General features: G+C 58.9%; 14 protein-coding genes and 1 tRNA gene. 8 read left to right on the top strand and 7 right to left on the bottom strand.

What is annotated here, in order from left to right; all coding sequences use genetic code 11:
* Nucleotides 1-13 precede the first annotated feature (13 nt).
* The 6 genes from sufC to F1529_RS05870 all read left to right on the top strand — a co-directional run bounded on the left by sufC (nucleotide 14) and on the right by F1529_RS05870 (nucleotide 4,765).
* The gene (sufC, locus tag F1529_RS05895; protein WP_155132975.1) at nucleotides 14-769 is read left to right on the top strand and encodes a Fe-S cluster assembly ATPase SufC; all 756 of its coding nucleotides are present in this window, start codon (nucleotides 14-16) and stop codon (nucleotides 767-769) included.
* Entirely contained in the window at nucleotides 766-1,995 is a 1,230-nt protein-coding gene (gene sufD, locus F1529_RS05890; RefSeq protein ID WP_155132972.1) for a Fe-S cluster assembly protein SufD, read from the top strand. Before sufC ends, sufD begins: the two co-directional genes overlap by 4 nt.
* Nucleotides 1,995-3,203: an aminotransferase class V-fold PLP-dependent enzyme gene (locus F1529_RS05885; protein WP_155137063.1), complete on the top strand. Its 1,209-nt coding sequence runs from the start codon at nucleotides 1,995-1,997 to the stop codon at nucleotides 3,201-3,203. The genes sufD and F1529_RS05885 overlap by 1 nt, the downstream gene beginning before the upstream one ends.
* An 81-nt stretch (nucleotides 3,204-3,284) precedes the next feature.
* The gene (locus tag F1529_RS05880; RefSeq protein ID WP_155132969.1) at nucleotides 3,285-3,644 is read left to right on the top strand and encodes an iron-sulfur cluster assembly accessory protein; all 360 of its coding nucleotides are present in this window, start codon (nucleotides 3,285-3,287) and stop codon (nucleotides 3,642-3,644) included.
* Between the two features lie 19 nt (nucleotides 3,645-3,663).
* Entirely contained in the window at nucleotides 3,664-4,206 is a 543-nt protein-coding gene (sufT, locus tag F1529_RS05875) for a putative Fe-S cluster assembly protein SufT (RefSeq protein WP_011589149.1), read from the top strand.
* Nucleotides 4,207-4,288: 82 nt separating this feature from the next.
* Nucleotides 4,289-4,765 (top strand): SufE family protein, encoded by a 477-nt coding sequence (locus tag F1529_RS05870; protein WP_370456964.1) that lies wholly within the window; start codon nucleotides 4,289-4,291, stop codon nucleotides 4,763-4,765.
* 80 nt (nucleotides 4,766-4,845) lie between these two features.
* On the opposite strand, the gene F1529_RS05865 is transcribed toward F1529_RS05870, so the two are convergent.
* The 3 genes from F1529_RS05865 to iscR form a co-directional block, all read right to left on the bottom strand.
* Complete coding sequence (locus tag F1529_RS05865) at nucleotides 4,846-5,412, bottom strand: heme NO-binding domain-containing protein (RefSeq protein WP_155132963.1); 567 nt, start codon at nucleotides 5,410-5,412, stop codon at nucleotides 4,846-4,848.
* A gap of 178 nt (nucleotides 5,413-5,590) precedes the next feature.
* Entirely contained in the window at nucleotides 5,591-6,742 is a 1,152-nt protein-coding gene (locus F1529_RS05860; protein WP_155132961.1) for an IscS subfamily cysteine desulfurase, read from the bottom strand.
* Between the two features lie 58 nt (nucleotides 6,743-6,800).
* Entirely contained in the window at nucleotides 6,801-7,265 is a 465-nt protein-coding gene (gene iscR, locus F1529_RS05855) for a Fe-S cluster assembly transcriptional regulator IscR (protein ID WP_039926280.1), read from the bottom strand.
* A gap of 238 nt (nucleotides 7,266-7,503) precedes the next feature.
* On the opposite strand from iscR, the gene F1529_RS05850 reads away from it, so the two are divergent.
* Nucleotides 7,504-7,580: transfer RNA gene (locus tag F1529_RS05850), tRNA-Met, on the top strand.
* 76 nt (nucleotides 7,581-7,656) lie between these two features.
* Here F1529_RS05850 and F1529_RS05845 read toward each other — a convergent pair.
* The 4 genes from F1529_RS05845 to F1529_RS05830 all read right to left on the bottom strand — a co-directional run bounded on the left by F1529_RS05845 (nucleotide 7,657) and on the right by F1529_RS05830 (nucleotide 10,404).
* The gene (locus tag F1529_RS05845; protein ID WP_155132958.1) at nucleotides 7,657-8,229 is read right to left on the bottom strand and encodes a hypothetical protein; all 573 of its coding nucleotides are present in this window, start codon (nucleotides 8,227-8,229) and stop codon (nucleotides 7,657-7,659) included.
* 60 nt (nucleotides 8,230-8,289) lie between these two features.
* A complete protein-coding gene (locus tag F1529_RS17770) occupies nucleotides 8,290-8,628 on the bottom strand; it encodes a tyrosine-type recombinase/integrase (RefSeq protein WP_230457722.1) in 339 nt (112 codons plus the stop codon).
* A 58-nt stretch (nucleotides 8,629-8,686) separates the two neighbouring features.
* Nucleotides 8,687-9,241 (bottom strand): outer membrane beta-barrel protein, encoded by a 555-nt coding sequence (locus F1529_RS05835; protein ID WP_155132955.1) that lies wholly within the window; start codon nucleotides 9,239-9,241, stop codon nucleotides 8,687-8,689.
* 131 nt (nucleotides 9,242-9,372) lie between these two features.
* Complete coding sequence (locus tag F1529_RS05830; RefSeq protein WP_370456963.1) at nucleotides 9,373-10,404, bottom strand: AraC family transcriptional regulator; 1,032 nt, start codon at nucleotides 10,402-10,404, stop codon at nucleotides 9,373-9,375.
* Between the two features lie 356 nt (nucleotides 10,405-10,760).
* Between F1529_RS05830 and F1529_RS05825 the strand changes: the two genes are divergently transcribed.
* Nucleotides 10,761-12,329 carry an AMP-binding protein gene (locus tag F1529_RS05825; RefSeq protein WP_155132949.1) on the top strand — a complete coding sequence of 523 codons (1,569 nt, stop codon included), beginning with the start codon at nucleotides 10,761-10,763 and terminating at the stop codon, nucleotides 12,327-12,329.
* The last annotated feature ends 210 nt before the right edge of the window (nucleotides 12,330-12,539 follow it).

The raw sequence follows: 12,539 nt of genomic DNA, 5'->3' as shown, positions 1-12,539 counted from the left end.
GGCGCATCAAAATATGCTGGAAATTCGTGATCTGCACGCCACCGTGGCGGACAAGCCGATTCTCAAGGGCCTGAACCTGACCGTTAAACCGGGCGAGGTGCACGCCATCATGGGCCCCAATGGCTCCGGCAAATCCACTCTGGCCAACGTACTGGCGGGTCGTGACAATTACGCAATCACCGGCGGCGAAGCCCTTTTCGAAGGCAGCAGCCTGGCGGACCTGGAACCGGAAGAACGCGCCCAGGCCGGCCTGTTTCTGGCCTTCCAGTACCCGGTGGAAATCCCCGGCGTCTCCAACATGGAATTTCTCAAAGCGGCTTTGGAATCCGTGCGCGGCGCCCAGGGCAAGGAAGAGTGGGATTCGGTCACCCTGCTCCGCCAAGCCCGCGCAGCGTGCAAGCAAGTCAATCTGGATGCCAGCTTCCTCAAGCGCGGCGTTAACGAAGGCTTCTCCGGCGGCGAGAAAAAGCGCAACGAAATCATGCAGATGCTGCTGATGGAACCGAAGCTGGCGCTGCTCGATGAAACCGACTCCGGCCTCGACATCGACGCCCTCCAAACCGTGGCCAAGGGCGTCAACTCCCTGCGCAGCCCGGAGCGCGGCATCGTGCTGGTGACCCACTATCAACGCCTGCTGGACTACATCGTGCCGGACTTCGTGCACGTGCTGTCTAACGGCCAGATCATCAAATCCGGCGGCAAGGAACTGGCCCACGAGCTGGAAGAGAAAGGCTACGGCTGGTTGACCGGAGAAGAGGAGTCCGCATGAGTCTCTCTGCCTCCTCCCTGGCGCAGGAACTGAAAACTCAGGCGCTGGCCAACGCACAGCGTAGCGGCAGCGAAGGCGATGCTCTGGCCGCCCTGGAAGCAGCCAGCTTCCCGGAGCGCAAAACCGAGCGCTGGAAGTACACCTCTTTGCAGGCACTGGCCGATGGCCATCTCAATGCCATCGCCGACGGCGAAATCAGCCAACCGCTGCCCGCCCTGTCTGAGCATGTGGTGACGATCAACAACGGCCAGCTGGTCAGCCACAACCTGCCCGATGGCGTAACCCTGTCCCACGATGGCCCTGCCATCAACGGCCTGCAGACCCCGTTTGCGTTCTACAACAGCGCCGTTGCCAGCCAGCCGGTAGTACTCACCGTGGCCGCCAACACCCGTATCGAGCAGCCCATCCATGTGCAGATCCAGTCTGCCAGCGATGCCCCGGCGCACTGCAATCCGCGCCTGGTGGTGGTATTGAATCAGGGCGCCGAAGCCGCCGTGATCGAGCATTACCATGGGCAAGGCGAGGCGTTGACCAATGCGGTCACCGCCCTGGTCACCGCCGATAACGCTCAGCTGACTCACTATCGGCTGCAGGGCGAACAGGCCTCAACCCTGCATATCGGCACCCTGATCATCGATCAGCAAGGCCTCAGCAAGGTCGACAGCTACCAGTTGATGACCGGCAACCGCCTGCGTCGTAACGACGTGCGCGCCCTGGTCAGCAAAAGCGGCGCCGAACTGAACATGAAAGGCATCTTCGTGGTGCGCGACAAGACCCACGTGGACAACCAGCTGTGCGTAGAGCACTCGGTGCCCAACTGTGAATCGGACCAGAACTTCAAAGGCCTGGCCGGCGAAAGTGGCAAGGCAGTGTTCAACGGCCGCATCCATATTCACCCCGGTGCCAGCGGCACCAATGCCGAGCTGTCCAACAAGAACCTGCTGCTCAATCCCGGCGCCGAAATCAACACCAAGCCGGAGCTGGAAATCTACAACGACGACGTAAAGTGTGCCCACGGCACCACCGTCGGCCAGCTTGATGCCATGCAGCAGTTCTACCTGCAATCGCGCGGCATTCCGGCCGCCGAAGCCAAGCGCATGCTGAGCCTGGGCTTCGTCAACGAGCTGCTGATGACCCTGCCCCACGAGAAAGTGGCCGAATGGGCCACCCCCTGGCTGGAAGCCGAGCTGGCTCACACCACGCCGGCGGGAGAGTCTGCCGCGTGATGGATATCCAGGCCCTGCGCGCACAATTTCCGATTCTCGATCAACAGGTGAACGGCAAGCCGCTGGTCTATCTGGACAATGGCGCCACCACCCAGAAACCGGTGGCGGTGCTGGAAGCGCTGGATAACTACTACCGCACGGTGAATTCCAACGTGCACCGTGGCGCTCATTACCTGAGCGACGAAGCCACCGGCCAGTTCGAAGGTGCCCGCGAAACGGTAGCGCACTTCCTCAACGCCAGCCGCGAAGAAATCCTGTGGACCAAGGGCACCACCGAGTCCATCAACATGGTGGCCCAGTGCGTGGCCCGTGAGCGCCTGCAGCCCGGCGATGAAGTGCTGATCGGCACCAGCGAGCACCACGCCAACATCGTCCCCTGGCAGCAGGCCTGCGCCGCCACCGGCGCCACACTGAAAGTGATTCCGCTGCGTGACGACTGCAGCCTGGATCAGGACGCCTTCGTCCAACTACTCAGTGAGAAAACCAAAATTTTCGCCATTGGCCATGCCAGCAATGCGCTGGGCACGCTGAACCCGGTGAAAGAGATGGTGGCCCGGGCGAAAGCCGCCGGCGCTATCACCTTGATCGACGGCGCCCAGGCCGTGGCCCACTTCCCGGTGGACGTGCAGGATCTGGACGTGGATTTCTACGCCTTCTCCGGGCATAAGCTATTTGGCCCCACCGGTATCGGCGTGCTCTATGGCCGCCGCGCACTGCTGGAAGCCATGCCGCCCTACCAGACCGGCGGGGAAATGATTGAAACGGTCAGCTTCGAAGCAAGCACCTGGAACCAGCTGCCTTACAAATTCGAAGCCGGCACCCCCAACATCGCCGGCGCCATCGGCCTGGCCGCCGCCATTGAGTGGCTGAACCAGCAGGATCGCCCGGCCCTGGCCGTCCACGAAGACGCCTTACTGGCCCGCGCCACCGAGCGCGCCCAAGCCTGCGACGGCTTGAAAATCATCGGCACCGCCACCAGTAAAGTGAGTGTACTGTCCTTTTTGCTGGACGGTGGCCACCCGGCCGATGTGGGCATGTTGCTGGACAAGCAGGGCATCGCCGTTCGCACCGGCCACCACTGCACCATGCCATTGATGGATACTTTGGGTATTCCCGGTACTGTCAGGGCCTCATTCTCGATTTATAATACGCTGGAAGAGGTGGATCGCCTGTTCGAAGGTCTTGAGAAGGTCAAAACCTTCCTGTGACACCAGGCACACCTGATCCGGCTTTTTCGCGTCAAGCGTCGGGCGTTCAGCGTCGGGCGTTTCATGCAAGGTAGGTAACACATGACCGTTCAGACATTCCAACCCGGCCAGGTCACCCTCAACCTGACCGAGGCAGCCAACCAACAGGCCCTGCGTGAAATCCAGCGGGCCAATGCCGCCGGTATTCGCCTGGATCTGGACGAGTCCGGCTGCTCCGGGTTCATGTACACCCTGGACTTCGTGGAAGAACCCAAGGACGGCGACAAGCTGTTTGAAATCGACGGCGTAAACCTCTACGTACCGGAAAAATGGCTCCCCATGCTCAACGGCCTGGTCATCGACTACGTCACCGAAGGCGTCAACAGCCTTTTCAAGTTCCGCAACCCCAACGCCACCGGCGAATGCGGCTGCGGCGAAAGTTTTACGGTAGACGACGTCTAACCACCGGCCCGGGAAGACAATGGCAGACCAACGTACGGTAGTGGTTCAACGCGACGTTCCGGCCCGCAAGGTACCGGACGGCACCCGTATTACCATTCCCAAGAACAGCTTCGTCAACCTGCGCCAGGCGCTGGGTGGCACCTATACTGTCACCATCAACGGCAACATGGCGCGCATCGACGGCACCGACGCCGATGCCATCGGCCAGGAACCGCTGGAGCTGAATTTTGCGCCCGCCAATGACGACGGCAGCGTGCGCGACGATGACCTGAACACCGTCCTGGAAACCATTTTCGATCCGGAAATTCCGGTGAGCATCATGGCGCTGGGTCTGGTCTACGGCTGTGACGTCATCCAGCGAGACGGGCAAAACGTGGTACAGGTACGCATGACCCTCACCGCCCCCAACTGCGGCATGGGCCCGGTGCTGGTGGGCGACGTGGAAGACCGGCTCGGCAAAGTCCCCAACGTGGACAAGGTGGAAGTGGCCCTGGTGTTCGACCCGCCCTGGAGCCGCGAGATGATCAGCGAAGAAGCCCAGCTCGAACTGGGGATGTTCTGATAAGAGACGCTGCACGCTTCACGCAACATGCAGCACGCAAAACCCGGCAACCCTGCAGGCAGAAATAACGGAGTTCAACGACGTGTCATTTGATATTCGCAGCATCAAGCTTGGCAAGGACGTGACCGCCGAGGACATTGCCGAGGATCTGGAATTTCTGGATGACTGGGAAGAGCGTTACCGCTATATCATCGACCTGGGCAAGCAGCTGCCCGGCCTCCCTGACGACCTGAAGACCGAAGACCGGTTTGTGCGCGGCTGCCAGAGCCAGGTGTGGCTGGAAACCGACTACGACAGTGATGCCGACACCCTGTATCTGGCGGTGGATTCCGATGCGCTGATCGTGAAGGGGCTGGCCGCCATCGTGCTGTCGGCGCTCAATCAGCAATCCCCCCAGGGCATTCATGACTACGACATGGACGGCTTCTTCGACCGTATCGACCTGCTCGGCCACTTGAGCCCCACCCGTGGCAACGGCCTGCGCGCCATGGTTGCCAAGATCAAACACCAGGCCACCCAACTGGCTACCTCTAACCCCCCCGCGCCCCTTTCTCCGTAGGAGCGGCTCTCGAGCCGCGAACCTGCTTGCGAAAGCCTTTCCGGGTGCGGTTGGCGCCTCAAGCAGCGCTCCTACAAAACCTAGCCTACGTCCTGAGCAGAAAAACACTGCGACTGCAGCTGGAACAAGAACCGACATTCCCCTTCCTGCTCGCCGTCCTCTGCTGCTAGCAGCAACGCCGTTTCCTGAAAGTGTTCCGCCAGCCCTTTAACCGCCCCCAGAATCATCGGCGCCATATTACGGTGTGAAAGGTAGTGAATTTCCAGCGTGCCTTCACCGCACTGGCGAACCTGAATATTCGGCGCACTGGCGGCCGGGTCCTTGAGTTTCAGCACCCGCTCATGGATGGTCTGCATATTCAGCAGCAGCGCCTGGGCGCCCCAATCCGCCGGAATCATGGCCTGGTACATGCGCACCAGCGGCCCAATGACCCACTCACCAAAATCCGCCAGCAAGTCCTCCCGGCGCAGGCCGGTGGCATTCACTGCCGCCTCCAGCAGCGCCTCCATTTCCGCATCCGGGTACAGGGCCACCGGCAGGTAGGTTTTTCCGTCAAGCCCGGCACCGGCAATCACATCGCCCCAGGCATCCGCACCGAGAAATTCATCCAGGTAAGTTTTGAAGTTGGAAACGATGACACCATGCATGGCACGTCCTCGCGATCAGTGCGGTTAATCCTCACTGAGAGCAAAGCAAAAGCCATACCGGAAAACGGGCCTCTGAGCGGCCCGGAAACACCGCTGGGCAAGGGATCCCCAAGCAGTGGAGACAACACAGTGCCGGAAACCGTCACATTCTTCCCCGGACGGTCCCCGATCGTTGCTGTCAGGCGGACACAGTACGCAGTCGCGACACCGCGTCGGTCACCGACGCGATGGCGCGCTCAATATCCTCGTCTGTGGTAAAACGCCCCACGGAAAAACGTACCGACCCATGGGCCAGCGCATCATCAACCCCCATGGCCTTGAGCACATAGGAAGGCTCCAGCGAGGCAGAGGTACACGCCGAACCGGACGACACCGCCACGCCATTCATGGCCGTCAGCAGCATCTCGCCATCCACGCCCTCGAACGCCACATTCAGGTGCCCCGGCAAACGCGGAGCGCCCTCGCCGTTCACACTCACGCCGCCCAGCGACTCAATGCCTTGCCACAGGCGATCACGCAGCCCGGCGATACGCGGCCCTTCCTCGTCCTTCAGCGACCCGGCAAGCGTAAAGGCTCCGCCCATCCCCACAATCTGGTGCGTCGCCAGGGTGCCGGAGCGCATACCGCGCTCATGGCCACCGCCGTGAATTTGCGCGGCCACCTTCACGTCTGGCGAACGGCGCACATACAAGGCGCCGATACCCTTTGGGCCGTAGACCTTGTGAGCACACACTGACACCAGATCCACCGGCAGGGTTTTTACGTCGAGGGGCAGCTTGCCGACAGACTGGGCGGCATCCGTGTGGAACAGCACGCCACGCTCGCGGCACAGGGCACCGATGGCGGCGATATCATTGATCACCCCGGTCTCGTTGTTGGCGTGCATCACGCTCACCAGCACCGTGTCCTCACGCATGGCATTCGCCACGCTCTCCGGGCTCACCTGGCCGTCTTTCTCCGGTTTCAGGTAGGTCACCGCATGGCCCTGGCTTTCCAGCCAGCCACAGGCATCCAACACCGCCTTGTGTTCGGTGGCACTGGTGATCACATGGCCACCACCACGGGCATCGATAGCCCCTTTCAGCGCCAGGTTATTGGCCTCGGTGGCACCACTGGTCCACACCACTTCGCGGGGGTCCGCATTCAACAGGTCGGCAACCTGACGGCGGGCAGATTCCACCGCTTCTTCCGCCAGCCAACCGTACAGGTGGCTGCGTGATGCGGGGTTGGCAAAGGTGCCCTCAGGGCCAAGATGACGGACCATAGCGTCTACCACCGCCGGGTCTACCGGAGTGGTCGCCGCATAGTCCAGGTAAACGGCATTACTCATGATGGGTATCGTATGGCTGGTATCGGGTTACTGAGGCCGGCAGCGCGCCGGCACACAATCAAAGACTGCTGACGGGCAAGCGCTGCTGCTGGCGATCCTGGCGCTGGGCCACATGCCGCACTTCCTGGCGGGCCACCAGCTCACCCAGCGTAATACCGCTGAGAAAATCCTGAATCTGGTCGGACAGATCGCACCACAGATGATGGGTCAGGCAGGTATCGCCCTCCTGACAATCCCCATGGCCACCACAACGGGTGGCATCCACCGATTCATCCACCGCCGCAATCACCGCCGCCACGTCAATCTGCTCACTCTCCCGGCTCAGCTGATAGCCGCCACCGGGGCCACGCACACTGCTCACCAGCCCATTACGGCGAAGCTTGGCGAACAGCTGTTCCAGGTAGGAAATGGAAATACCCTGACGCTCGGAAATATCCGCCAACGACACAGGCCCCGTCGCTGCATGCAGCGCCAGATCCAGCATCGCGGTTACCGCATAGCGGCCTTTGGTCGTCAAACGCATATCCACACCTTTCTTGCGTGTATTTAAAGAGTGAGAGTAGTAATCCCGAGCAATTTGGTCAAGTATTCTTGCTTTGCAAGACTAACGAACCCAGCCACTAAATGATAGTGATTTTCATTTACATGGCAACTATGGCAGATTCCCGGCCCCACAGGCAACTTCTGATCAAACATTACCCAGCCTCACCGGCAATGCTTGACACCCGCCCCCACCTCACGGAAAATTCGCGACCTCAAATGGCAAGGTAGCTCAGCTGGTTAGAGCACAGCACTCATAATGCTGGGGTCGGCGGTTCAAGTCCGCCCCTTGCTACCAAAATACAAAGGGTTAGAGAACAATCTCTAACCCTTTTTTTGTGGTTGCCTACAAGTTGGCAACATAATGACTACGTTCATGCGGAGCCGCTATCCATCAAGTGGTAAAAAGCATTAACTTGGTTATCCTCTTGCTTTGGCGTAAGCACGTACTTTGGTACAAATTTCATACCTGAGGGCAGCTCATCTATCGGAGACAAAAACCCCCCTCGCCCGCGACCGAAGTTAGAAATGATGTAGTCTTTCAGGAGGCTTGGACCAACGATGGAATAAGCTGTACGAAAAACAGACAAATCACCAATATACCCGTTGACCCCAACCCAGCAGTGGCCTTGCCAATTATGGTTACTAACTCGCTGCCCTTGCTTTGGTGATGGGACGTTCTTTTTGCATTTGAAAACAGGCTTGCCTTGTATTTTTAAATCTCCAGCTATGGTTATTGCAGGAATAGAGTATTTGTCTCGTAAAAGTATGGCCCATAGTGAAGACATCATAACGCAGTCCCCAAAGCGCGGGGGCACCGTCTCAAGAAGCTCCTTAGCTGAAGACATAAAGTTTTGAGGATCAGCCATCTCATAACTTGAATAATCATGAAGAACTTGAAGTCCGCGATCCCTCGCAATTAACTTGCGCAGAATATTCTCTTGCATCAGATTCCTTTCTTAAATATTAAAAACTCCTTTTATATATTTATTGGAAAGCTGACAAGTTTACCCAAGGGAAATTTTTGCCAAAGGACTCAAAGCCTTAACTTGCAATAGATGATCCGGACTTAGATGGGCATATCGCATCGTCATAGTGATATTGCCATGGCCGAGGATGCGTTGCAGGGAGAGGATATCACCGCCATTCATCATGTAGTGGCTAGCGAAGGTGTGACGGAGAATGTGGGTTTGCTGTTGTGGGGTGTTAAAGCCAGTTCGCTTATAGGCTGACCGGAAGGCATCACGGCAGGTATTGAAGAGCCGTCCAGTTTGTGTAGGTCGTGTTAGCCGCAAGGCGTAACCCGACAGACCGAGAAATCGAGGGTCAAGGGTCAGGTCTCCCATTTCCCACAAACACATCACCTTGGGAAACAAGAGACCTGCCCAGCTTTTCGCTCAGCCCCTACATAAACTGATACTGTAAACCAACGGTGTAGGCGTCGACCGTCTCGTCTTCCGCGTCATAGCGGTTTGCTTCGCCACGGAATAACAGATTATCCAAGCCATAGGTGAAGCCCGCACCCCAGACCGGATCAAAACCGGAATCATCGTCGCCGTGATCAACATCAGATTCCCAGGCCCAACCGCCAGCGCGTACAAATAACTGGGTGCCGGTCGCTACGTCGAAAAAGCCTGCGAACACGACTTCACTGCCGTAGAGTTTGACCTCCTCGTCAGCACCGCCAAATTCCGCCGTGTATTCGCCCAGATAGGTTTGCGCAATTTCACCGCCCAGGTGAATGCGATCCCTGGCAACCGGGAATGTGAGTCCTGCGAGGATGGAAAAGGTGTGGTCGGTGGAGTCGACATCTGTGCCGGCAGGAAAATCCCCGTCATCGTAATCCAGATCGGTCCAGCCTCCTTTCAAGGCGCCGTGCACATTGAGGTCGGCAGCTGCGGCGGTTGTCGTCAGCACCATGCTGCAAGACAGAACGAGAAGGTTTCTGAGTAAAGCCATGAGTCGCTCCCTGCGATCATTATTGGATTATCCGTTGAGTCTACCGCGATTGTGCTGCGTCAGGCAGCAGCCCGAATCGCCGTATCGTTGCCCTTTTGTATCCCTCATGGCGAGTACACATCGCCTTTCCATTACGCCGTAACCGAGTGGCTCACCCGGAATTCTCCCGGGCTGACGCCGGTCCACCGTTTGAAGGCACGGTTAAAGTTGGCTGCGGAAGAAAAGCCCACCAAATAGGCGATTTCGCCCAGTGTCAGATGACGCTGCTCGATATATTCCAGCGCCAGCTTCCTGCGGGTCTGTTCCAGGATATCCTTGAAGCTGGTGCCCTGCTCGCTGAGTTTTCGCTGTAAATTGCGCAAGCTCATTCCCAGGGTGCTGGCAATGTCGGCCTGGGTGGGCGAGCCCAGGGCCAGCTTGTCCTGGATGCGACACTTCACCCGGTTGGCCAGGTCATTCTGATCGACACGAGACAGGTACTCGTCGAGCATTTTTTCATGGCTCTGGGTCAGCATCATGTTGTGGGTAAGCAACTTCTGTGCGGCCTGCTCCCGATCGAACACCACCACGTTGCAGTCCGCATTGAAGTCGATATCACAGCCGAAAAAGTCTTCCAGGTAGGCCGCTCCCTGCTCCGGAGGGGGCGTATGAAAACTGACGTGCAACGGCCGCAGTGCCGTCTCCACCGCTTCACGGGCAAATGTCACCAGGGTGGCGAAGAATATCTCGATTTCCCAACGCCCCAGAGCCGGCTTGCCGGTCACCTCGTTGAACACCGGCATGGTGCGAATAGCAAGGCCCGCCGGTTCTTCGCGCACGTCAGCCCAGCAGGCATTGGAGAGCACGCGCTTGTAACGCACGATGCGTAGCAACGCATCTTCCAGGGAGGCCGACGACATCATTGCGTAGCCCAACGCGTGGAACATGCCCGGGTGAAAATGCTGACCCACCTGAACACTGAAATCTTTCCCCGGCAGGCGGGCATTGCAATAGGCCACCAGGGAGGACAGCTTGGCCACCGCCATTCTGGATTCCAGGTTCTCCAGATCCGCGGCGGCGATACCACAGGCATCGAACGCCGCCTGCACGTCGATACCATGGGCCTGCATAGTCTTGGATATGGGGATCACCCAGCCGCTCAGGGCTATGTATTCGCTTTGCACGTTTTCAGCCTTTATTGCCCCGACGGCCCCTACTGGCCCCGGCATTACACCTTTGCTCCAAGCGCCCATTTTACCGCCACGGCGCGATGGGACAACAGATTGGCGTGCACAGCCATGGCGATTTCCGATCACCGGGGTAAGGTGTTGGCCGACGATGCGGGCGCTGCGCCACCGTCTAACGCGCTGCCCCATCAGCAACGCAGTCCCCTCGGGAACATTTCAGATGGACGGCAGGCCAGCCCCCGCCTTGCTGGCGCAGAGCAATGGTTCAGGCTCTCGCCCGGCACAATAACAACGATTCAACGGCAGAAATGCCAGTACTAATACGCGCACAACACTATCGGGAGAAGTATTCCATGAGCACCCCTTCACTGAACGAGCAGTTCACCAATACCGCCGAATTTATCGAGCATAACTGCCAGCGGTATGCGGACATGCCTGCCTACCACTGCCTGGGCCAGACACTGACCTTTGCGGACCTGGAAGAGAAGTCCCGCCATCTGGCCAAGTGGTTTCAGCATGCCTGCGGACTGCAACAGGGTGACCGCGTGGCCATTCAGCTGCCCAACCTGAACCAGTACCCGATTGCCGCTTACGCCGCTTTCCGGGCCGGCCTGGTGGTGGTCAACACCAACCCGCTGTACACGCCGCGGGAAATGCAGCATCAATTCAGTGATTCCGGCGCCAAGGCGCTGGTGGTGTTTGCCGACGCGTTGGACCGGCTGGAAGCCATCAAGGCCGACACCCAGGTTGAGCACGTGCTGGTGACCGGCCCGGCAGACCTGATTGCCCCGCCCAAAGAGCCCCAGCACGGCTATCACGATTTTGTGGCGGCTATGGCACAAGGCGCCAACCTGCCTGACCTGGAACCCATCAAGGCCCAGCGTGAAGACATCGCCGCGCTGCAATACACCGGCGGCACCACCGGTGTGGCCAAAGGCGCCAGCCTCACCCACGCCAACATTCTGGCCAACGCAGCACAAATGGAAGACCGCCTGGGCGAACGCTGTGAAGCCGGCAAGGAGATTTTTGTCTGCCCGCTGCCGCTGTACCACATCTATGCGTTCACCGTGAACATGCTGGCTCTGTTCAACCTGGGCGCCATGAATGTGCTGATTCCCAACCCGCGGGATCTGGACGGCTTTGTGAAAACCATCCAGCCGTTCAAGTTCACCGGCCTGGCCGGTATCAATACCCTGTTTGTGGGCCTGTGCCGCCATCCGGATTTCAAGGCTCTGGACTTCTCCAGCCTCAAGCTCACCTTCTCCGGCGGTAGCGCGTTGACCAGCTCCGCCGCCAAGCTGTGGCAATCGGTAACCGGCTGCCCGGTTACCGAAGGCTGGGGCCTGAGCGAAACCTCACCGGTGGCCACCTTGAACCAGTTCGGTGCCGAAGAGCTGGGCACCGTCGGCGCGCCCTTGATCGGAACCGAAGTGCAAGCCTGGGACGAAGAGGGAAACAAGCTGGCCATTGGCGAAGTGGGCGAACTGGTGATCCGCGGGCCACAGGTGATGCAGGGTTACTGGAATCGTCCGGAAGAAACGGCCAAGTCCATGAAGGACGGTTTCTTCCGCACCGGTGACGTGGGCGTGGTGCAGGAAAACGGCAATATCAAGATTGTCGATCGCCTGAAAGACATGATCATCGTCTCCGGTTTCAACGTGTACCCCAACGAAATCGAAGATGTACTGAGTCGTCACCCCAGCGTTGTGGAAGCGGCTGTCGTCGGCAAGCCCGATGACAAGACCGGCGAAGCGGTGTGTGCCCATGTGGCCCTGTCGGAAGACGTGCCGATGGACGACATTATTGCCTTCTGCCGCGAGGAGCTGACCGCCTACAAGGTGCCCAAGCTCGTGATCGTGCATGCGGAATTGCCCAAATCCACCGTGGGCAAGATTCTGCGCCGCGAACTGCGCGACCAGTAATTTTCAAGGCTCACATTACGGCGCCGTCTCTGCTACGTGAACGCAGTCAGAGCGGCGCCGTTTTTTTAGGCTCTTCACGGGTGAGAGTGAATAACACGCTTCTCGCCGTCTGATCGATTCGCGAATACCCGGCACTTTGCCAAACGCTCGACACCCGGCCTGACCCTTCTGCGGTGCGTTGTAGATATTGTGGGAGAGGATGCTTGCATC

The sequence above is a fragment of the Alcanivorax sp. VBW004 genome, assembly GCF_009718865.1.
Classification (GTDB): Bacteria; Pseudomonadota; Gammaproteobacteria; order Pseudomonadales; family Alcanivoracaceae; genus Alcanivorax.
This window is presented reverse-complemented; position numbering and strand designations above follow the sequence as displayed.

What these genes read in the sequence shown, in the direction of transcription:
- sufT (WP_011589149.1), top strand. Translation starts at nt 3,664, where the DNA reads ATGGCAGACCAACGTACGGTAGTGGTTCAACGCGACGTTCCGGCCCGC.
- iscR (WP_039926280.1), bottom strand. Translation starts at nt 7,265, where the DNA reads ATGCGTTTGACGACCAAAGGCCGCTATGCGGTAACCGCGATGCTGGAT.
- F1529_RS05865 (WP_155132963.1), bottom strand. Translation starts at nt 5,412, where the DNA reads ATGCATGGTGTCATCGTTTCCAACTTCAAAACTTACCTGGATGAATTT.
- F1529_RS17770 (WP_230457722.1), bottom strand. Translation starts at nt 8,628, where the DNA reads ATGGGAGACCTGACCCTTGACCCTCGATTTCTCGGTCTGTCGGGTTAC.
- sufD (WP_155132972.1), top strand. Translation starts at nt 766, where the DNA reads ATGAGTCTCTCTGCCTCCTCCCTGGCGCAGGAACTGAAAACTCAGGCG.
- F1529_RS05880 (WP_155132969.1), top strand. Translation starts at nt 3,285, where the DNA reads ATGACCGTTCAGACATTCCAACCCGGCCAGGTCACCCTCAACCTGACC.
- F1529_RS05885 (WP_155137063.1), top strand. Translation starts at nt 1,995, where the DNA reads ATGGATATCCAGGCCCTGCGCGCACAATTTCCGATTCTCGATCAACAG.
- F1529_RS05825 (WP_155132949.1), top strand. Translation starts at nt 10,761, where the DNA reads ATGAGCACCCCTTCACTGAACGAGCAGTTCACCAATACCGCCGAATTT.
- sufC (WP_155132975.1), top strand. Translation starts at nt 14, where the DNA reads ATGCTGGAAATTCGTGATCTGCACGCCACCGTGGCGGACAAGCCGATT.
- F1529_RS05835 (WP_155132955.1), bottom strand. Translation starts at nt 9,241, where the DNA reads ATGGCTTTACTCAGAAACCTTCTCGTTCTGTCTTGCAGCATGGTGCTG.
- F1529_RS05845 (WP_155132958.1), bottom strand. Translation starts at nt 8,229, where the DNA reads ATGCAAGAGAATATTCTGCGCAAGTTAATTGCGAGGGATCGCGGACTT.
- F1529_RS05860 (WP_155132961.1), bottom strand. Translation starts at nt 6,742, where the DNA reads ATGAGTAATGCCGTTTACCTGGACTATGCGGCGACCACTCCGGTAGAC.